General features: G+C 66.9%; 21 protein-coding genes. 8 read left to right on the top strand and 13 right to left on the bottom strand.

The genetic code is table 11. The features are described 5' to 3' along the window. Positions 1-6: 6 nt before the first annotated feature. A complete protein-coding gene (locus EOHIBHHM_RS14870) occupies positions 7-282 on the bottom strand; it encodes a PadR family transcriptional regulator (RefSeq protein ID WP_089823774.1) in 276 nt (91 codons plus the stop codon). A gap of 216 nt (positions 283-498) precedes the next feature. On the opposite strand from EOHIBHHM_RS14870, the gene EOHIBHHM_RS14865 reads away from it, so the two are divergent. After that, positions 499-780 carry an amphi-Trp domain-containing protein gene (locus tag EOHIBHHM_RS14865; protein WP_497251908.1) on the top strand — a complete coding sequence of 94 codons (282 nt, stop codon included), beginning with the start codon at positions 499-501 and terminating at the stop codon, positions 778-780. 225 nt (positions 781-1,005) lie between these two features. On the opposite strand, the gene EOHIBHHM_RS14860 is transcribed toward EOHIBHHM_RS14865, so the two are convergent. The 5 genes from EOHIBHHM_RS14860 to EOHIBHHM_RS14840 all read right to left on the bottom strand — a co-directional run bounded on the left by EOHIBHHM_RS14860 (position 1,006) and on the right by EOHIBHHM_RS14840 (position 6,280). Beyond that, entirely contained in the window at positions 1,006-1,152 is a 147-nt protein-coding gene (locus EOHIBHHM_RS14860; RefSeq protein WP_497251906.1) for a DUF8555 family protein, read from the bottom strand. A gap of 106 nt (positions 1,153-1,258) precedes the next feature. Further along, on the bottom strand, positions 1,259-2,170 hold the full coding sequence (locus tag EOHIBHHM_RS14855; RefSeq protein ID WP_497251904.1) for a DUF1028 domain-containing protein: 912 nt from the start codon (positions 2,168-2,170) through the stop codon (positions 1,259-1,261). 32 nt (positions 2,171-2,202) lie between these two features. After that, complete coding sequence (locus EOHIBHHM_RS14850) at positions 2,203-2,607, bottom strand: DUF7528 family protein (RefSeq protein WP_497257016.1); 405 nt, start codon at positions 2,605-2,607, stop codon at positions 2,203-2,205. 195 nt (positions 2,608-2,802) lie between these two features. Then, a complete protein-coding gene (locus EOHIBHHM_RS14845; RefSeq protein WP_497251902.1) occupies positions 2,803-3,387 on the bottom strand; it encodes an NUDIX hydrolase in 585 nt (194 codons plus the stop codon). A gap of 55 nt (positions 3,388-3,442) precedes the next feature. Next, positions 3,443-6,280 (bottom strand): M14 family zinc carboxypeptidase, encoded by a 2,838-nt coding sequence (locus tag EOHIBHHM_RS14840; RefSeq protein WP_497251900.1) that lies wholly within the window; start codon positions 6,278-6,280, stop codon positions 3,443-3,445. A gap of 157 nt (positions 6,281-6,437) precedes the next feature. Between EOHIBHHM_RS14840 and EOHIBHHM_RS14835 the strand changes: the two genes are divergently transcribed. After that, entirely contained in the window at positions 6,438-7,154 is a 717-nt protein-coding gene (locus tag EOHIBHHM_RS14835) for a DUF7117 family protein (RefSeq protein WP_497251898.1), read from the top strand. A 49-nt stretch (positions 7,155-7,203) separates the two neighbouring features. On the opposite strand, the gene EOHIBHHM_RS14830 is transcribed toward EOHIBHHM_RS14835, so the two are convergent. Continuing rightward, positions 7,204-8,097, bottom strand: coding sequence for a bifunctional methylenetetrahydrofolate dehydrogenase/methenyltetrahydrofolate cyclohydrolase (locus EOHIBHHM_RS14830; protein WP_497251896.1), 894 nt, complete (start codon positions 8,095-8,097; stop codon positions 7,204-7,206). A 179-nt stretch (positions 8,098-8,276) separates the two neighbouring features. Between EOHIBHHM_RS14830 and EOHIBHHM_RS14825 the strand changes: the two genes are divergently transcribed. Further along, the gene (locus EOHIBHHM_RS14825) at positions 8,277-8,762 is read left to right on the top strand and encodes a DUF6653 family protein (RefSeq protein WP_497251894.1); all 486 of its coding nucleotides are present in this window, start codon (positions 8,277-8,279) and stop codon (positions 8,760-8,762) included. Positions 8,763-8,896: 134 nt separating this feature from the next. Here the strand turns inward: EOHIBHHM_RS14825 and glyA are convergent, their stop codons facing one another. Further along, positions 8,897-10,144, bottom strand: a complete 1,248-nt coding sequence (glyA, locus tag EOHIBHHM_RS14820; protein ID WP_497251892.1) for a serine hydroxymethyltransferase — start codon at positions 10,142-10,144, stop codon at positions 8,897-8,899. Positions 10,145-10,248: 104 nt separating this feature from the next. Here glyA and EOHIBHHM_RS14815 point away from each other — a divergent pair, with 104 nt between their 5' ends. After that, a complete protein-coding gene (locus EOHIBHHM_RS14815; RefSeq protein ID WP_497251890.1) occupies positions 10,249-12,285 on the top strand; it encodes a hypothetical protein in 2,037 nt (678 codons plus the stop codon). Between the two features lie 68 nt (positions 12,286-12,353). Here the strand turns inward: EOHIBHHM_RS14815 and EOHIBHHM_RS14810 are convergent, their stop codons facing one another. Further along, the gene (locus EOHIBHHM_RS14810) at positions 12,354-12,527 is read right to left on the bottom strand and encodes a hypothetical protein (RefSeq protein ID WP_497251888.1); all 174 of its coding nucleotides are present in this window, start codon (positions 12,525-12,527) and stop codon (positions 12,354-12,356) included. A 199-nt stretch (positions 12,528-12,726) separates the two neighbouring features. Here EOHIBHHM_RS14810 and tbsP point away from each other — a divergent pair, with 199 nt between their 5' ends. After that, the gene (gene tbsP, locus EOHIBHHM_RS14805) at positions 12,727-13,545 is read left to right on the top strand and encodes a transcriptional regulator TbsP (RefSeq protein WP_497251886.1); all 819 of its coding nucleotides are present in this window, start codon (positions 12,727-12,729) and stop codon (positions 13,543-13,545) included. A 116-nt stretch (positions 13,546-13,661) separates the two neighbouring features. Next, positions 13,662-15,374, top strand: a complete 1,713-nt coding sequence (locus EOHIBHHM_RS14800) for a YcaO-like family protein (RefSeq protein ID WP_497251884.1) — start codon at positions 13,662-13,664, stop codon at positions 15,372-15,374. Here the strand turns inward: EOHIBHHM_RS14800 and EOHIBHHM_RS14795 are convergent. The 4 genes from EOHIBHHM_RS14795 to EOHIBHHM_RS14780 all read right to left on the bottom strand — a co-directional run bounded on the left by EOHIBHHM_RS14795 (position 15,371) and on the right by EOHIBHHM_RS14780 (position 18,414). After that, positions 15,371-15,754, bottom strand: coding sequence for a DUF7522 family protein (locus EOHIBHHM_RS14795; protein WP_497251882.1), 384 nt, complete (start codon positions 15,752-15,754; stop codon positions 15,371-15,373). The genes EOHIBHHM_RS14800 and EOHIBHHM_RS14795 overlap by 4 nt on opposite strands. A gap of 100 nt (positions 15,755-15,854) precedes the next feature. After that, positions 15,855-16,991: a DUF63 family protein gene (locus EOHIBHHM_RS14790; protein WP_497251880.1), complete on the bottom strand. Its 1,137-nt coding sequence runs from the start codon at positions 16,989-16,991 to the stop codon at positions 15,855-15,857. A gap of 109 nt (positions 16,992-17,100) precedes the next feature. Further along, on the bottom strand, positions 17,101-17,550 hold the full coding sequence (locus tag EOHIBHHM_RS14785) for an Lrp/AsnC family transcriptional regulator (RefSeq protein ID WP_497251878.1): 450 nt from the start codon (positions 17,548-17,550) through the stop codon (positions 17,101-17,103). Between the two features lie 60 nt (positions 17,551-17,610). Continuing rightward, entirely contained in the window at positions 17,611-18,414 is an 804-nt protein-coding gene (locus EOHIBHHM_RS14780; protein ID WP_497251876.1) for an inositol monophosphatase family protein, read from the bottom strand. A gap of 96 nt (positions 18,415-18,510) precedes the next feature. On the opposite strand from EOHIBHHM_RS14780, the gene EOHIBHHM_RS14775 reads away from it, so the two are divergent. Both EOHIBHHM_RS14775 and EOHIBHHM_RS14770 read left to right on the top strand, forming a co-directional pair. After that, entirely contained in the window at positions 18,511-18,783 is a 273-nt protein-coding gene (locus tag EOHIBHHM_RS14775) for a DUF8101 family protein (protein ID WP_497251874.1), read from the top strand. Positions 18,784-19,216: 433 nt separating this feature from the next. After that, entirely contained in the window at positions 19,217-19,489 is a 273-nt protein-coding gene (locus tag EOHIBHHM_RS14770) for a hypothetical protein (protein WP_497251872.1), read from the top strand. Positions 19,490-19,613: the final 124 nt, after the last annotated feature.

The following is a 19,613-nucleotide window of genomic DNA, read 5'->3' as shown; positions in this document are numbered from 1 at the left end:
CCGATCTCAGGCGTCGACGTACTGCGATTCCCAGTCTTTGCGGGCGTCGATCTCGCGGCGACCGCGCCGTGTCAGTGTGTAGTAGTTGGTCCGTCGGTCACGCTGCCCCTTCTCGACGAGCCCCTTGTCGACGAGCGTGTCGAGGTTCGGATACAGCCGCCCGTGGTGGATCTCCTTCTCGTAGTACTCTTCGAGCTCTTCCTTGATGGCCAGTCCGTGGGGTTCTTCGAGCCCGGCGATCACGTACAGCAGATCCCGCTGAAAGCCTGTCAAGTCGTACATCGGTAATATCCGCGTAGAAATTCTTGTCTGATAACAATAAATATATCGGCCGTTTCGAGAGAGAAAGCCGCGCTATCCCTATTAATTGCCTGATTTCGACCGCTAGAAAAGATAACTTCGATGAGTTGTTTGTTTTCTACACTATCTCAATCAGTAGACATGTATCGATGCGGAAAGCAGCGCGGATTTAAGCGTCTGTGAGACCTTTTGGCGGCTATGCCCGAAGAAGTGCTGTTCAAATCGGAGTCGCCCCAGAGCCGTGCCGAGATCGCGAGCTACCTCCGCTCTATCGCGGACAAACTCGACGCCGGCGAGTCGCTGACGCTCTCGTCGGGCGGACAGTCGCAGACGCTCGACGTCCCCGCGCAGCCGACGTTCGAGGTGAAAGCCGAACGCGAGACGTCGACGAGCGGCGGCCCCGCGGAGCTGAGCCTCGAACTCGAACTCGAGTGGGACGAGGGTGCGAGCGACGAAGACACGACGCTCTCGGTCGAGTAGTTCTCTCTTCGGTTCTCACTCGTCTGCGTCGACGCACCGCTCTGCAGTCGAGTTCGTGAAAAGGAAAGCAAGCCACGCGAAAATCGCGTGAGTGCTTGCCGCCCTGAATTGGTCCCCGCTGACGCTTCGGCCCTCCAAAGCGAAGCGTCACCTGCTTCTATCGCACGTTTGTACTTAAACGTACCGACCTCCGCTGCCGACGTATCTCCGGGGAAACGTCGCCGTTCACATATGTTCTTCTTCGAGAACCCATCCGAGTGCGCGCTTGTAGTACGTGAACATCTCTCTGACGCCCTCGTGGCGCATCTCCTCGTCGTCGAGCTGTTCTTTCAAGAACTCGTACTGCTCGCGGATCTCTTCTTCGTCTCGCATGGGACGTCGTTCGCGGGTCGGGTACTTGGGTGCGGTGGGGCGCTGTCGGGGCTGTCGCTCTGCCCGGCGACTGATCCTCGAGCGGCGACGAAGCCGCGCGCCGACGCTACTTCCGGTCCAGTCGCGAGAGGCCGTGCCAGATGGCGTCGACCAGCCGACGTTCGCCGTCGCCTTCGGCGTCGCCCCAGCCACGAGCGAGCGCGTCCTCGACGACCGAAAGCGCGTGGTTCTCGAAGTTGTTTCGACCGCGGAACGCCTCCAGCGCCTCGCGCTCCCGCTCGCCGAACGAGTCGGTCGGCTCGCCGTCGTAGAACCCCAGTTCGGCCAGCGTCTCGCTCACCGCGCGCGCCGTCTCCCCGTCGAGTTGGCGCGTCTCGGCGGGTTCCTCGCGCGCGAGCAGCGTCACGTCGTACAGTTTGAACACGCGTTCGAGTTCGTCGATCGGCCGCTCGTGGTCGTCGACGCGAACGTCGATCCAACGGTCGTTCTTCCCGTCGTAGCCGCCCTCGGGCTTGGCGACGTACAGCGCCGCCCCCTGCTCGCCGCGACTGTCCCCACCGGCGTCGTTGCCGGCGTGGAGCGCCGCGAGGAGCCTCTCGGGCAATCCGCCCTCGGCGGTCTCGAAGGCGTCGGCCATCGCGGGGAGCGTCTCATCGTTCTCGAGGATGTTCCCCTGGACCGTGTAGTGGTCCCCCTGGCGGTCGCCGGCGACGTCGAAGCAGTCGTCGCCGGTGAACGCCGCGACCGAGCCGTCCTGTCCGACGACGCCGACCTGTCGGGACGCGGCCTCGTCGTCGCCGTCGGTCAACTGCTCGATCGCTTCCGCCGCCGAGTGCCCCTCGCGCAACAGGTCGAGCCCGTCCGGTCCGTAGGCGACGTTGGCGAAACTCTGTGTGGCGACCGCGCCGGCGTCGGCCGCCGCGAACGGAACGACGGAGCCGACGCTGACGAACTTCGACTGGACGGCGACGCCGACGGCCTCTGTCTCCGGGTCGCGTGCGACGATGGAGAACGTCATACCACACCGTCGGACCACCGTCGCAAAAGCGTTCAGTCTGCGGGCATCGGTTGCTCCTTTTCGGGCTCGGTCTTCTGCGCGGTCAACGGCTGTCGGCTGACCAACTCGCAGTCGAACGCCGGATGCTCGGCGAGATGCCGGACGAGCAGATGCCGACGACCGCCGGTCAGTCCCGTCCGCCCGACGTCCTCGGCGGTGAACTCGGTCGGCAGTCGACCGTAGAGCCGTCGCAGTTCGTCGAAGCTCGCGAACACCTTACTGTGGCCCGCGGAGTTCGCCGCTCGCCGAGTGACGACGTAGCTTCCGTCCTCGCGGTGTTCGCCCGCAGTGCGGAAGAATTCGAGTCGCCGGTGGAGCGCCGCGCCGAGCGAGTCGCGAAGCGCGGCCGCGTCGCTACGGGAGAGTCGGAACTCCTCACCGTCGAGTTCGACGATCAGTTCGGTACCGTCCGCCGTGACTGCCGTCTCGGTGTCCGAGACGCGGGTTTCACGTCGGGAGAATTTCTCGATCAGGAGCGCGGGAACTCCGTGTCATGTGCCCGAAAGTTGGCCGCTCTCGTACTTAAGCGTAGGTGGTCGTACAGGTGACGGCTGTCGCCCCACTCCCCGTCCTCTCTCCGCTTTCACTCCGACTCATCGCGACTCGACGAGATGTTTCTGGAGCAATCGACGGTCCCGGAAGGTCTCCGGGAGCGCCGCCGGGTCGACCCAGTCGACGGCGGCGACCTCGGTCGGCGTCTCGACGGCGTCGGCGTCGAGCAGCCGTCCGTCTTCGGGCTCGCCGACGAACACGAACACCGGGATCGGGAGCGGCTCGTCGTACCCGAGGTCGATCTCCATCGTCAATCGGTAGAGCGGTTCGGCGAGTCGCGGGACGACGCCCGTCTCCTCGCGCACCTCGCGGCGAGCGGTCTCTGCGGGCGTCTCGTCCGGCTCGCCGGCACCGCCGGGCGTCTCCCACCTTCCCCGTTTCGTCGACCTGACCGCCAGCATCCGCCCGTCGGCGTCGCGGGTGACACAGCCCGCGGCGTGGGGGTAGAACTCCTCGTGGAACGCTCGGAGACTCTTCGGAAGCGCGCCGTCGTGGTCTCTGAGCGGCGGAACGACGAACGACCCCTCGTCGGGGATCGGTCCCCAGCGGTCCTCGACGGTCGCGACGAGCGACGTGGCGTGGTCACCCGCTCGCGCGCGGAGCACGTCGGCGTTCGATTCGGTCATGCAGGCGTCTCTCGGCGCTTCGACGAAAAATCCCCGCAGTACGTTCTCCTGGTCGCTACCGGACGTCGCCGAACGCCTTCACGAGGTCGCCGTCGACGAACCGACGCTGTCGGTACCCGAGCGCGTTCGTCAGCATCGTGTGGCCGAGGAACGTCGCCGTGTACTCCAGCACGCCGAACGGGTGAAGGCTCGACTGGTTCGCCGGCGGCAGCAGCCCTCCGAGCAGGTGGACGCCGGTTCCGTCGGGTCGGATCAGCGATCCCGCGGCGACCCGTCGGCCGTCGTCGCCGTCGTCGTCGCGGGCGTACCCGGCGACCGACCCGCCGGCCGCCGTGAAGGCGTCGGGGTCGACGACGGTGAGCGGTGCCGTCCCGGGGATGCTGATGGGGTACCCCAGCGGCGCCGGCTTCCAGAGTTCGCGCTGGATGGAGCGCGTCCCGGCGAGCAGCGGATGGTCGTCGACCCGCTCGTCGAGGAACGCGCTGAACACACGGATCTCCTCGACGTCGCCGGGTCCGACGCCGTCGACCAGCGCGTTCGAGAGCCGTCCGAGTAGCGAGACGCCGCGATCCGTGAGTACGAGGTTCCCGCCCGCCTCGACGAAGCGGTCGAGCTCGGCGACGTAGCCGTCGTCGTCGACACCGACCGTGTGGGTGACGACGAGGTTCTCGACGGCGAGGCGGTCGCTGTCGCCCCGGAACAGCGCGCCGTCGGCGACCGCCTCGACGCCGAGCGACGCCAGCTGCCCGAGCGGACCGTCTCCCCGCTCGTCGCGACGACCGTTGCCGCGACCGTTTCTATTGCCGCGACCGTCCTTCTCCCCGGCGGCGTCGACGAACTCGGCGTAGTCGTCGAAGTACGCCAGCGGCGTGACGCTGTAGGGTCGCTGCTCGTAGCCGAGCACGTCGACGGGGTCGGGTGCGCTCACCGCGTCGGAGCCGTCGCCGACGAGGAGCGTGCTCCGGACGGTGACGTCGGTCTCGGTCGCGCCGGTCGCCTTCGTCTCCACCGTCCACGTCCCCGCCGCCGGATCGTCGACGACCCACTCGGCGACGCGCGATCTGTCGCCGGCGGCGGGAGCGTGCGTCCGTACCACTCGGCCCTCCGGGTCGCGGAGTTTGCTGACGAGCATCCCGCGCTCCGGTTCGACGGTGAGCGACAGCGACGTCGCCGCCGTCGAGACGTCGACGGTCACCCGCTCGGGTCGCCCGCCGGCGGTGACCGTCTGCGTCCGGGTCCGTCGCGTCGCGTCGGTGAACGAGAGGTCGGTCGATTCCCGCTCGAGCGCCTCCGTTTCCACGTACGCCGTCGTCGCCCGCCCCGTCTCGATCTCGGCGGTCACCGACCGCACGGCGTGTTCGGCGGTCGCCCGGATCACCTCTCGATACCCCGTCACCTGGAGGTCGATCAGCCACGGACGGAACGTCATCCGGTCGAACACGCGGTTGTCCCACCCCATCTCGTGGGCCATGATCTGCATGCCGAGCCCGCCGTTCTCCTCGGGGTGGCTCATCCAGCTGATGAGCGTCCCGCTCGTCGTGTAGCCGATGGTGTCGAGGATCGTCCCGTAGCTGAACGCCTCCTGCGGCGTCGGCAGGGAACTCCCGTCGAAGCCGTACTGCTCGCCGTACGCGTCGTTCAACGCCTCGAACTTCGGCTGGGCCGCCTCCAGTTTCTCGTCGAGTGCCGCCTCCAGCCGATCGGCCGTCACTCGGTTGTACTCGTAGAGGTCGTGGAACTCGCCGGTGTCGTACTGGTCGTTGACGACGAGTCCGTTGATGAAGTCGCTCGACCAGAACATCCCGTGGAGGTCCGACCCGATGCGGAGGTTCTCGTAGCCGCGGAGATGTTCGACGATGTCGAGCGCGTCCGGCACCAGCTCCTCGTACACCGCGGGGACGTCCTCGTCGACGCCCGGGGTGTCGTCCTGCAGGTCCGCGCCGGCCGGCTCTGCGGGGTAGTGGCTCGTGTTGATCCACCCGGCGGTGGGGTACTGCCGGTTGGGATCGACGCCCGTCGCCGTCACCCGCTTGAACGAGTTGTTCTCGGGAGTGCCGTCGCCGTCGGTGTCGACGCGGTACTGCGGGTTCCGCGACACCCACCCGTCGGGGTTCGGATAGAGGAAGACGAGCACCACGTCGTCGAGCAGCGACTCGACGGCCGGTTCGTCCCCGTTCAACACCCGCTCGACGAACCGCGTCCCAGCCTCCGCACCCGCGCGTTCGTCGCCGTGGATGCCGAGCGTGTAGACGACCGTCTCCTTCTCCCGGAAGGCTGCCTCGTCGCCGACGTCGTTCGTCACCTCCGCGACCCAGAGGTTCTGCGGCCCCGCCTCGTCGAGAAAGAGGTTGTAGTGACCGGGACTCTCACCGACCGAGTAGAACCGCAATCGGTCTTCGTGCTGGCCCTGCAGTCGCTGCATCCCGTCGACCATCTGCTCGAAGTCGATGTAGTCGACGCTGTCGTCGACGGTGGGGAACACGCCGTCGGGGTAGTGGCCGAGTCGCCAGAACGGGTTCGACCCCGGCGAGTACCGGAGGGTGTCGACGCCGTCGACGGCGACGATCGACGCCACTCGGTCGGGGGTCGGGCGGACGTAGGCGGCGGTCGTCGGCTCGCTCGTCGTCACCGGGTCCAGTCCGAGGTTGCGGAGCTCCTCGAACGCGGCGGCGTCCGTCGTCTCGACGAGCGTCGGGATCTCGACGGAGTCGTCGACGGCGTCGGCGACGAACGCGTAGAGGTCGGTGAGTTTCGGCGAGGCAGTGTCCGCGACGGCGCTCCCAGTGAGCGACACCGCACCCGCGGTCGCCGCCGACAGTCTGACGAACTGTCGCCGGGAGACGGGGACGTCGTCGCGACCGAACGTATCTCCGAGGTTGGATTCTCGTGTCATGTGTAGTGTCTCTCTATACGGAAGGACACCGACTTGTGGTAACCAATATCACAAATAAATTCGTAGAGTACACGACGAGTAAATACTCGGGATGTCTGACGGTCGGCCGCGACCGAACGACGGGGCGCTTTTTGACCCGGCGACTGTACTGGACGTCATGAAGATCCGGGGTAGCCGAGAGTGCAAGGACTGCGGCCATCGCTGGTCGTACTACGACACGGGGAGCGTCGCCTGTCCGAACTGCGAGAGTCTGCGGAGCGTCGGCCTCGACGACCGGACGCAGCACACCGCCGGGGCGGAGACGCTCGACCTCTCGCCGCAGCAGAACGCGCTCGGCGAGGAGGGAACCGACGTCGAAGACGTCGCCGGCGACCTGAAGTCGACGCTTCGGGAGTATCTGCGACAGCAGGGGTTCATCCACGGCGGCGACCTGCGTCCGCTCGACGACACCTTCCTCGCGGCGCACGAACTGCTGCAGGCCATCGACGTCTACGCCCGTGCCCGCGACCCGACCGACGACGAGCGACTGTACGTGCTCGAACTCGTCCGCGGGGCCGACGCCGGCGACCGCCCCGCCGTCGCCGACGTCCCCGAGTCGATGCGTGCGGCCCGGGGATTGGCCTACGCGAAGGCCGTCTCCGACTACCGGCGAGACGTCGTCACGTGGCTCGAAGACCACCCCGACTCGGAGGCGCGGACGACGCTCGGCGCGCTCGTCGACCACGTCAAGCGGGCGAAGTCGCTGCAGGGCGACGTCCCGCTGGAGACGTCCGAGCGTCTCGTGCAGGCGGTCCGCGACCTCGGCGACTATCTCGTCGCCGGCGACGAGACCGCGCTGGCGACGGCGCGAGACCGCCTGTCGCGGTTGGATTGAGGAGCAGCGCGAAACAGAGAGGAGAACGAGCGAGGTAAACGGTCGCCGCTCAGGGGAGATCGACCGGGACGCCCGTCTGGAGGCTCGCGGCCTTCACGGTGTTGTAGAGCAGCATCGCGCGGGTCATCGGGCCGACGCCGCCGGGGACGGGCGTGATCTTCCCGGCGACTTTCTCTGCCGACTCGAACTCGACGTCGCCGACGAGTTCGTACCCCTTCTCGGTGTCCGCGTCGACGCGGTTGATACCGACGTCGACGACCGTCGCACCCTCCTTGAGCATGTCGCCGGTGACGAGTTCCGGCACGCCGGCGGCGGCGACGACGATGTCGGCGTCGGCGAGGTGGCCCGCCAGGTCCTTCGTCCGGGAGTGACAGACCGTCGTCGTCGCGTTGCCGAACGGCGCTTTCTGGATGAGGAGGTTCGTCATCGGCTTGCCGACGATGTCCGACCGGCCGACGACGACGGCCTCCGCCCCCTCCGTCTCGACGTCGTAGGCTTCGAGCAGCTTCTGGATGCCGTGGGGGGTACAGGGCTTGTAGCGGGCGTGACCGGCGACCATCCGGCCGACGTTCTCGGGGTGGAAGCCGTCGACGTCCTTCAGAGGGTCGATCGCGCGGAGGACGCGCCGCTTGTCGACGTGGTCCGGAACGGGCATCTGGACGAGGATGCCGTGGATCTCGGGGTCGGCGTTCAGGTCGTCGATGGTGTCGTACAGTTCCTCGGCGGGCGCGTCGGCGTCGAGTTCGACGTGGACGCCGTTGATCCCCACCTCCTCGCAGTCGCGCTGCTTCATCGAGACGTACGTCTCGCTGGCGGGGTCGTCGCTCATCAGCACCGTCGCGAGCCCCGGCGTCGTCCCTTCGGCTTTGAGGCTCTCGATGCCGTCTGCGAGTCCGTCGCGGATCTCGGCGGCGACCTCGTTGCCGTCGATGAGTGTCGTCATAGCTGAGAGGCGGGCAGCCACGCTCTTCAATGCTCGGATTCGTGCCTATCTCGGGGTCCAAAAACCACGATATATGCTCGTTCGTGGATACTCGGGCGGCGTCGATCGGGATCACGCCGCGGATCGTTCGAACGCGGTTCGCCGCCGACAGTTATCCGTTCCCCGAGCGATACCCCTGCATGGGACTCCGAGACGTCACACGGTCCGAGACGGTCGACCGCCTGTTCTGGGCGCGGCACGCGAACCCGTTGAGCGGGTGGTCGCGCTTCGCTGCCTTCCCGCTCTTGATGTACGCGCTCTACGAGCGGCGGTGGCGACTCGCCGTCGGAACCGTCCTGTTTCTCGCGGTCAACCCCTTCCTCTTCCCGCCGCCAGGAGACGTCGACAACTGGATGAGCACGGTCGTCCTCGGCGAGCGACTCTGGACGCGCTACCCCGACGAGGTTCCCGTGTCCGACGTCTACAACACGGCCGGGACGGTCGCGTTCGCGTACGGACTGTACGCGGTCTACAAGCAGTACCCGGTGCGGGCGGCCGTCTCGACTCTCGCCGTCGTCGTCCTGAAACTGCTGTTCGTCGCCGAGTTGGGCCGGTTCTACGAGGAGCACCACACCGACTTCGACGACCACCTGTTCGCGTTCGAGGCGACCGACTCCTCGATCTGACTCCGGGTCAGGGACACGTCGCGTCGGCGACCGACTGCGTCTCTCCGAACTGAAGACAGACGACGAGAGCGACGGGACACAGCCACCGCTACGGTGCGAGCGCAGCAAAAACGGGTGTCGGTGGTGTGTGGCGCTTACTCGTACAGGCCGAACTCGTCGGTGAGGCCCTGGACGTCCTCGGCGACCTCCGCCAGCACGTCGGTGTCGTCGTGGTTGTCGACGACGCGGTAGATGAGGTCGCCGACGTCCTCGGTCGCGTCCTCGTCGAACCCGCGGGTGGTCAGCCCGGGCGTCCCGGCGCGGATGCCGCTGGGGTTGAACGCCGAGCGCGTCTCGCCGGGGACGGTGTTGGCGTTGAGGACGATGCCGGTCGAGTCGAGGGCGTCCTCGGCGTCGCCGCCGGTCAGGTCGGGGTGCGACTCGCGGAGGTCGACCAACACGAGGTGGGTGTCGGTGCCGCCGGAGACGACCTTCAGCCCGTGGCTCTGGAACGTGTCCGAGAGCGTCTTGGCGTTGTCGACGACCTGCTGGGCGTACTCCTCGAACTCGGGCTGGAGCGCCTCTTTGAAGCCGACGGCCTTGCCGGCGATGTTGTGCATGAGCGGGCCGCCCTGTCCGCCGGGGAACACTGCCTTGTCGACGTCGTCGGCGAACTCCTCGGAGGTCATGATGATGCCGCCGCGACCGGCGCGGATCGTCTTGTGCGTGCTGCCGGTGACGAAGTCGGCGACGCCGACCGGCGAGGGGTGGACGCCCGCGGCGACGAGCCCCGTGATGTGGGCGATGTCCGCGAGGTGGTAGGCGTCGACGTCGTCGGCGACGTCCTGGATCGTCTCCCACTCGACGGCGCGCGGGTACGCGGAGTAGCCGGAGACGATGATGTCCGGTTCGAACTCGCGGGCCTTCTCCTCCAGTTCGTCGTAGTCGATGTACCCCGTCTCGGGGTCGACGTGGTACTGTTCGACGTCGAACAGTTGGCCGGTGAAGTTCGCCGGGTGGCCGTGGCTGAGGTGGCCGCCGTGGGTGAGGTCTAGCGAGAGGATCTTGTCGCCGGCGTCGAGCACGGAGAAGTAGACGCCCATGTTCGCCTGTGTGCCGGAGTGCGGTTGGACGTTGACGTGCTCTGCACCCCAGAGCTCTTTCGCGCGGTCGATGGCGAGGTTCTCGATCTCGTCGGCGTACTGACAGCCGGCGTAGTAGCGCGCACCGGGGTAGCCTTCCGCGTACTTGTTCGTGAGCACCGAACTCTGCGCCTCGAGCACCGCCTCCGAGACGTGGTTCTCCGAGGCGATCATCGCGAGCGTGTCGCGCTGGCGTTCGACTTCACCTTCGAGTGCGTCGGCGACGGCGGGGTCGACCTCCCGCACGTGACTGTAGTCCATATCGACTCTCGGTAACAGGGGCACAAGAATCTGTGTGCTTTGCGTACGATTTCCCGTGTCGACAGAGATTTACGTTCACCGGGGAAGGATTTCGACGACCGGGTATGATCGAGGTCGATTCGACCGAGAGGGGGGTACGCGCCGTCGACTCCGCGAAAACCTCCATCGAGGTCGGGACGGACGACTGGGTGAGCGCCGAGCAGTCGCTGGCACTCTCACGGCCGGTCGACACCACGCTCGCCGGCGAGACGTCGGCGCTCCGGTTCCCTCCCGTGTTCGTCGTCGCCGAACGACTCGACGGCGACGCGACGTTCGAACTCGGCAGCGAGGTCGGACCGATCGATCTGCCCCCCGACGAGTACGTCGTCCGCGTCGACGGCAACGTCCTCACCTACGTCAGATTCGACGGGGCCGCCCGCCTCGAGAAGCCGGGGTACGAACGCGCCATCATCTCGTTTCCCGAACCGACGACGGTGACGCTCGGCTTCCGCAGTCGGGTGCAGTCGCCGCCGGAGACGATGACCGTCCCGCGGACGCCCGCCGGCGTCGCCACGGCGCTCTCCCACTTCCCCGCGGGCCACCGGACGGCGACGCCCGACCGCTCGTTCCCGACGATGCGCGGCCACCCGCCGCTCGTCGAGTTCGGCGACGAGACGGACGTCCCCGACGTCGTCGCGGAACGCCGCGAAGCCGTTGACGTCGAGTTGACGCTCCCGCCGCGTCTCGACTACCTCTTTCCCGTGTCGTCGCTGGCACACTACCTCGGTGCGACGGTCCGGACCGACCCGGCGGCGACGCCGACGCTGCAGACGCCCGACCGGACGCGCGAACTCCCGTCGCTGCCGGAGTTTCCGAGGGAGTGTGCCGCGCTCCTGCGGCGCGCGTTCATGCTCGACTGTCTGGTCCGCAACGCCGGTCCGTACGGGACCGATCTCTCGGAGTCGCGGCATCTCGAGACGCTCGACCTCGACGCGGCGGCGCTGTACGACCGCCCCATCGCGAACCGTCTCGACGCGTATCTCGACGCACCGTTCGAGCGCGTCGCCGCGGAACTCCCGGAGTGGCATCTGTCGATGTACGTCGACCCGACGTTCGACCACGTCGAGACGCTCCCGTATCTGCTGTCCATCCTGCCGAACGTGTTTCTCCCGTCGTCGGAACCGCTCTCCGGAAGCGAACGGCTGTCGCGGTCGCTCGACGACTTCTACCGGCGACGGGAGTCGAGCGTCTCCGTCGACCTCGTCAAACCCGAGCTCGGCCCTGGGCGCGTCCACGGATGGCTCGCACCGAGTGCGCCGATCGACGTGTTCAAAGCGGTTCCGAGCGCGTACTCCAACCGGTTCGACTACCGCCGACGGGCCTCCGAACCCATCTCGGTCGTGGCGGTGCTCAACGACAACGAGATGGCCGAGGAACACGCCGAAGCCGCGCGCATCTACCGCCACCGCGCCACCGAACTCGACCTCGACATCACCGTCCGTGAGCATCTCTCGACCGACGAACTCGCGAGCGTGTTCGAGACCTCTCACGACCTCGTCCACTACATCGGCCACTGCGAGGAGTCGGGGCTCCGGTGTCGTGACGGCAACCTCTCGGTGTCGAGCCTCCGAGAGTCGAACGCCCAGACGTTCTTCCTGAACGCGTGTGGCTCGTTCCACGAGGGCGTCGAACTCGTCCGTCAGGGGAGCGTCGCCGGCGCGGTGACGTTCAACAAGGTGCTCGACAGCCACGCCGCCCGGGTCGGGACGACGTTCGCCCGACTGCTGATGAACGGCTTCTGCATCGAGCGGGCACTTCGCCTCGCACGCCGTCGCATCATGATGGGGAAAGACTACACCGTCGTCGGCGACGGCACGCACGTCCTCACCCAGAGTGAGAACTACGTCCCCGGAGAGATCGAACTGTCGAGCGCGCCGGACGGACAGTTCGACCTGACGTACGAGGTGTTCTCGCCGTCGGCACACGGCGGCTACTACCAGCCGTACCTCCCCGGCAACGAACAGTCACACCTCATCGGCTACGCCACCGACCACCGACTCGACCGAGAGGCGCTCACCCGCTTTCTCGACATCGCCGACACGCCCGTCGTGTACGACGGTGATATCCACTGGTCGGACGACCTCCGTCGCGAGTTCGAGTGAAAAGAAGCGTCTGGCCGTTCTGTGACCCCGTTGGCCGCCGACTCTCCGGCGACTGGACCCCACTCGTGTTACGGTCCGGTCGACGCTCCGTGTCCCGCAGTCGGTTCGACACAGATCGCGGTCTCGGCGCTGACCGTCCCTTGGAAGCAGAGGGCTACCACGAGAAGCGCCACGGTGGTGACGACTCGTGGATGGTTCGCGACGAACGACGTCACATCGGAGACCGCTCTTGCGTGGACCATGTGTGATTGTCGCATGCATACTCCGGTGTGAACGCTTCGAATATAATTCTTACCCAACATAATGGAAAATTGAACTGTCGGGATATTGAGTAGAGCCCTGTTACCCGTTTCTGGCGGCTGAATACCCGAAACGCCGATCTTGCTCCAATCCTCCTGCGTTAATATTAAATAGCTCTGATACCATTATGACCGTAGGACCATGAGCTCGAATTTACTAGAGAACCAAATCGAGGATATCATTCAGGCCGTCCTCTCGGACGCTGACGACGATCTCCTCATCGTCGATCCCTCGGCCGACACCATCGAGGAGCTCGTAGACGTCGCGACGCGATTCGACGGCGATCTGCCGACGATCCGGCTCGTCGCCGAGGAAGCGATCCTGAAAGACGTGATGGACGACTTCATCGTCGCCAGCAACGCCGCCGACCTGATCGACGCGGGCGTCCTGTCGATGCGCACGACCGACGAGGGTGCGGACAACGCGCTGCTCATCACCGCCGACGCCGTGATGGCGCTCGTCCGCGCCGGCGACCACGTCGCGGCGCTGACGACCGACGAGACCTCGTTCGTCGACAGCGCGTCCGAGACGTACGGCGCGCTCTTCGAGTCCTCGCCCGACTTCAAACTCCGCACGCCGGCCATCTCGCGCGTCCGCGACACGCTCCGCTCGGAGATCGGCGACGAGACCGAGTCGGACTTCAGCCACGTACTCGCCTCGCTCGAGACGGCCCGTGGCGACGGCAACGGACTCGACGAGGTCACCATCAGCCTGCTCGTCGCGGCCAAGAACGACGTCCTGCTCTACGACATCTCGAAGTGGGGCGAGGACGTCGGCATCGCGAGCAAGGCGACGTTCTCCCGGACGAAGACCAAACTCGAGGACATGGGCCTCATCGACACCGAGAAAGTCCCGATCGACGTCGGTCGCCCGCGACTCCGCCTCAAACTCGGTGACGACCGACTGCGTGACGCCAACACCGACCAACTCGCCGGCGTCGCTCAGAGCCTGCTGAACTAGCCGTCTCAACCTTCTCCGTCTTTTTCTGCCGCCGAGCGACTGCCTCGTCGCTACCCACGGAGCACGGTCGACGCGACACCCGACGCTTTTTCTCCCTCTCGGTCGACCACGCGTCCATGCACATCGGTCTCGTCGGGAGCGGCCCGGCCGCGGAGGCGGCCCGGGCAGCGTTTGCCGACATCGACGCCTCGGTCGCGGAGACAGCGGTCGCCGACCTCGCCGACGTCGACCTCGGCGTCGTCGTCGCGACGGCAGGTTCCGACCGCTTCGCGCAGGCGAACGAACAGGCGGACCGCTGGGTCGCCGTCGAAGTCGGCGGTCTCGGCGGCCATCCGATCGACGGCGTCGACGCGGGCGTGTCGGCGTTCACCGCCGACTCGGGCTGTTATCACTGTCTCCGTGCGCGGGTCGCCTCGAACCTCGAGGCGGCCGCTGACCGTCCACGCGGCGACCGGAGTGCGGTCCGTCTCGCCGGTGCGGTCGCGGGTCGCCGTGCGGTCCGACTCCTCTCTGGCGACCCGCTCGGTGGGACCGTCGTCGAGGTGCCCGGTCCCGAGCGGGAGTTCCTCCCCGTCCCGGGCTGTGACTGCGGCGACGCCCCCGAGCGGACGCTGTCTCTCGCACACCGGGACGTCGACGTCGACGACTCGCTCGCCCGGGCCGAGCGCGGCCTCGACGAGCGACTCGGTCTCGTCCGACAGGTCGGCGAACGCGAGTCGTTCCCGGTTCCCTACTACCTCGCACAGACCGCGGACACCTCGGTGTTCAGCGACGCGCGTGCCGCCGAGTTCGCCGCCGGCGTCGACCCCGACTGGGACCGCGCGTTCATGAAGGCGCTCGGCGAGGGACTCGAACGCTACAGCGCGGGCGTCTACCGGGCGCGGCAGTTCACCACGGCACCCGAGGCGAACCTCGCACGGGCGGTGTCGCCGCGGCGGTTCGTCCGCCCCGACGGGTACACTCTCCCCGACCCCGAGACGCCGACGCAGTGGGTCGAGGGAGTCGACCTCGCGACGGACGAGGAGGCGCTGCTGCCCGCGGAGTACGTCCAGTTCCCGCCGCCGGGTGAGGAGTCGACGCGTTCGAAACCGCCGATCACGACCGGTCTCGGCCTCGGGAACTCGACGGTCGAGGCGGTGCTCTCGGGGCTGTACGAGGTGGTCGAACGCGACGCGACGATGCTGGCGTGGTACTCGACGTTCGACCCGTTGGGCCTCACCGTCGACGACGACGTCTTCGACGAACTGGTCGGCCGCGCACGGGCGGAGAACCTGACCGTGACGCCGCTGCTCGTGACGCAGGACGTCGACGTCCCAGTCGTCGCCGTCGCCGTCCACCGCGACGACGGGTGGCCGCGGTTTGCGATGGGGTCGGGTGCCGACCTCGACGCGACGGCCGCCGCTCGCTCCGCGCTGGCGGAGGCGCTCCAGAACTGGATGGAACTGCGGTCGATGGGGACGGAGCGGGCGGCCGCCGAGGAGGGGGCCATCGGCGAGTACGCCGACTTCCCCACGGTCGCCCGGCGGTTCGTCGACGTCGGGACGACGCTCCCGGCGGCCGACGTCGGCGAGGCCGGCGAAGAGCTGTCCGGCACGGCCGAACTCCGGGCGGTCGTCGACCGCGTCGCCGACGCCGAACTCGACGCGTACGCCGCTCGACTCACTCCGCGGGACGTCGCCGACCTGGAGTTCGAGGCGGTGCGCGTGCTGAGTCCGCAGGCACAGCCGCTGTTCACGGGCGACCCGTTCTTCGGCGATCGCGCCCGGACGGTCCCCGAGTCGATGGGGTTCGAACCGCGACTCGACCGCCCGTACCACCCGTACCCCTAGCTGGAGAAGTCGAGGTCGCGAAGCGCGCGAATCACCGGTGGGAGAGCCATCTCGTCTGCCGTGGTGGAGACGAACACGCCACGCTCGGTGTGTGGGTCCCACGCCATCAGCTGCGTCGAGTTCTCGAAGACGCGAACCGTCACGTCGAGTCCTCCCAGCAGGTGCGTCAGCTCGTCGAACCCGTGTGTGCGTAACTGCTCGTCGACGAGGACGTCCACCAACTCGGCGACCGTCGCCGAGTCGAACTCCGCTCTGACGTCGTCGTGCAGGTACGCGACGGCGTAGTTCTTTGCGGCGAGGTCGCCCCAGAACACTCCCCGGAGGTCCTCTCCGAGTTCCCGCCGGAGCGTCTCTACGAGCGTGTCGATCTGGTCTCTCATGCCGGGCGAGACACGAGGTGGTGCTATATTCCTTTCTTCCTGCGTCGGGGCGATTCGAGAGAAGGAAGCGGACTTCGAAGCGTCGACTCGACGCCGTCGTTCAGACTCCGAACGTCGCGCGCAGCATGTCACGCGTGCCGGGGCCGAGACCGACCGCCAGAATCGCGATGAGGAGCAGCATCGTGTAGCGAGGGCTCTCCTCGAAGATCTCCTCTTCGAACACCCAGACGACGAACGTCGCCGCGAGGAGTTTCACGAGGAGGAACGGCCACGCGTCGCCCGTGACCGCCAGTATCGACGGCGGGAGCGTCGCGGCCGTGAAGTCGACGATGGCCTGGTTGACGGGGTGTTTCGGGACGAGGTTCCGTCCCGCGCCGAGCGCCGTCATGAAGTCGAGACCGATCACGTTGGCGACGCCGTCGACGGCGTGCCCCCAGATGATGACGAAGCCGATCCGGCCCGTCCCTCGGTTGATCTCGGGTGCGAACCGCTCGATGAGCCACCACGTCGCCGCCGCAGAGAGCGTCGCACCGACGAGGATGACCGTGACGACCTGCGGGTAGAAGGTGACGCCTTTCGAACCGGTCGCGGCGAGCGCGACGAGGTAGCCGAGCGTGGCCAGGAGGGCGACGGTCCCGAAGGCGAAGAGCGGTTTCGCGTAGTCGTCGACGACGCCGTTCCGGTCGAGCGCGACGCTGACGACGACGGCCCCGAGCGTGATGGCGAAGACGGTGACGTAGATGATGGGGCTGATGACGAGCGTGTTCAGCGGGTAGGTGATGAGCGTCTCGGCACCGGGCGCGTCGTTGGCGTCCTCGACGACGCGGAGGGCACCCCCGAACAGCATGAACGGGAACAGCGCGAAGAAGAGCTCTCTGTCCGTGCCGATGTCGAGGCGACGGAGCAGGAAGACGATGCCGATCAGCGCGAGCAGCAGGACGACGACGTAGCCGACCTCCGAGACGAGCGTGTAGCCGGGGTAGGCGACCGGCTCCGGCGCGGCGGCGCACGCGTTCGAACTCGACAGATACTGAGTCGTGCCACCCTCCCGGACGGCGCAGACCGCCGAGTTGGCGTCGGCCTGCACCGGTCCCCAGAAGTAGTGCCAGATGAAGTTGTCGTAGACGATGCGAGGGAGAAGCAGGGAGCCACCGACGAGTCCGACCAGCAGCGCGAGGACCGTCCCGCCCCACAGTCGCTCGGGGTCGACGCCGAGGCGTTCGCTAACCGTAGCCATACCGCAACAGGTGACGCGCCCGGAGTTGAGGGTTCCGGTCTCGTGCGTCTCGACGACCCCGGCGTCGGCGTGTTTGCACACCGCACCCGGCGCGCGCTCCCGTCGGCCACTACAGCGGGAGTCGCTCGTCGTCGTAGTAGGTACCGAGGATGACCATCGTCTGCGACCGGGAGAATCCGTCCATCGCCGCGATGTGCTCGAACATCAGTTTTCGGAGGTCGTCGGTGTCGTGGGCGTACACCCGGAGGACGACGTCCCACTCGCCGGTGGTGAGATGGACCTCCTGGACGCCTTCGAGTTCACAGAGCTGTTCGAGCGTCTCCTCCTCGTGGCCCTGTTCGACCGTCAGCCCGACCAGTGCGGACGTGCCGTAGCCGACCGCCTTCGGATCCACCGTCGCGTGGTACCCCTCGATGACGCCCGCCTCCTCCATCCGGCCGACCCGGTCGTGGACCGTCGCACTCGACATCTCGATCCGACGGGCGATCTCGCTGAACGGTGTGCGTGCGTCTTCCTGGAGGATCCGAAGGATCGCCCGGTCGGTGTCGTCGAGTTCCATATCGGAGCAAGTCCGAGTGACGACTTTGCCCTTGCGGATGCCGCAGTCGTTCTCCGTCGTTCAGTCGTCCGACCCGTCGATGGCCTGGGCGGCAGTCAACACCTCGTCGTGGACCGCACCGTTCGAGGCGACGAGTCCCGTCGAGTCGTGTCGCCAGCGGTCGCCCTCGAGGTCGGTGACGGTGCCGCCGGCCTGTCGGACCATGTAGACGCCGGCGACGGTGTCCCAGGGGTTGGTTCGCTCGTTCGTGATCGTCCCTTCGAGCGCCCCCGAGGCGACCATCGACAGCGTCACCTGCGCGGAACCGAACCGTCTGAGGTCGCCGAACCGCTCGACGATCTCCCGCGTCGCCGCGGCGTACTCGCCGCGGTGGTCGAAGTCCCACCAGAACGTCGGGACGACGGTCGCCTGCTGCGGGTCGGAGACGTCGCTCACGGTGACGGGCGTCCCGTTGCGGTAGGTCCCCTCGGCGTCGGCCGTGTACGCGTCGCCGCAGGCGGGGAGGACGTTGGCCGCGGCGACCGGTTCGCCGTCGTCGACGGCGGCGACGGAAGTGGTCCAGACGCGGATGTTCCGGACGAAGTTGTTCGTCCCGTCGATGGGGTCGACCACCCAGGCGTGGCCCTCGTTCGGGACGGTCTTGCGGGCGTCGACCTCCTCGCCGACGACGACGTCGTCGGGGAACGACTCCGCGATGACGTCGACGACGCGTGCCTGTGTGTCTCTGTCGGCTTGCGTGACGACGTCGGTCTTCCCCGCCTTCGTCTCCACGTCGATCCCCTGTCGGAACGCCGCCGCTGCGACGTCGGCACCGCTCGCAGCAGCGCGTTCGGCGACCGTCGCCCGATCTGCCCCGTCAGTCATGTGACGGAGTCAGAACGACGGTACTGTATAAACGTCGGTTCTCCTGTCGGCAGGACGACCGGAACTATAACCACGGCGCGTGTTATCGTGTGACGTATGTCGACGCTTCCAACGGACGTTCGATCGGCGCTGGCTCACCACCTCTCGAAGGCGACCGCGGACGCTCGTGACGGGGACGCCGAGGCGGCCGCAGAGCACGTCGAGAGCGTCGAGTCGGTGACGAGAGAGGACGTCCCGTCCGGCCAACTCAGAGATCGACTCCTCCACGGCTGTGCGGAAGTCGACGATCTCGTCGAGACCGACCCCGAGACCGCCACCGAGTACCTCCGCTCGATGGAACGGCTGCTCGAAGAGGCGGAGTCGCCGTAGCGGTCGCTCGGCGGTCTGAAAACGGAAAAGCGAGGACCGCGACTTGGACCCAGACGAGAGACGTTTTCGACAGCCCTTACGACTCGTCCGTCCTCGGTCGGTTTCCCAACCGAGTCGGTTTCACGAACACCGTTTTCACGACGTCCGGTACTTGGTCTTCTCACTGTTCTCGACGGAACAGTTCTGGGCTGCTGCGGTTCTCTGGCGGCGCGTTGTCCTCGTACTCCTGTTACAGAGTCTTTGGTTGTTGCACCTCACCACGGCCGGTTTCACCCGACTGTGGCCGTCCGGTGTGTCCTCGCGACACTCGCACCATACAGTATGGTACCATTCAACATGAATCTTTCTCGGCGTTCGGCGGACAGTCTGGAGAATAATTAACTCTATTGCGACTCAGAGTACTTTTTAGTGGCTCACTGGGGTATGGACGTCCATGCGCTCGGACACGGCAGTTCGCCAACTGGAGTACGCGGTCGCATCGAAACTCGAAGACGACACGTGGAGTCACTGGGAGTCGACCGTCTACGCCGACGTCTTCGAGCACGTCGAGGCCAACGGTACGCGCGAGGATATGGCGGCTGTCGTCAGTCACATCAGCGAGGAGGTCTACGACGGCTACCGTCCGGACCCGGCGGACGTCCGCGCTCACGCGGACACGCTCCTCACTGAAGGCGGGCGACCCCTCACCGACGGCGGCGAGGAGTAGAGAGACGGCGTCGCTGCCTTCGTCACCGTCTCCTGACGGTGCCCGTCCAGCCACTTTTACGACGAAGGCTGCCCCCACGAGATACATCGTTCCCGCTATCGTTGGCCCCAGAAGTGTAAAGAGA

Source organism: Halogranum roseipondis (assembly GCF_059695585.1).
Note: the sequence above shows the minus strand (reverse complement) of the source record. Positions and strands in the feature narration are given on the sequence as shown.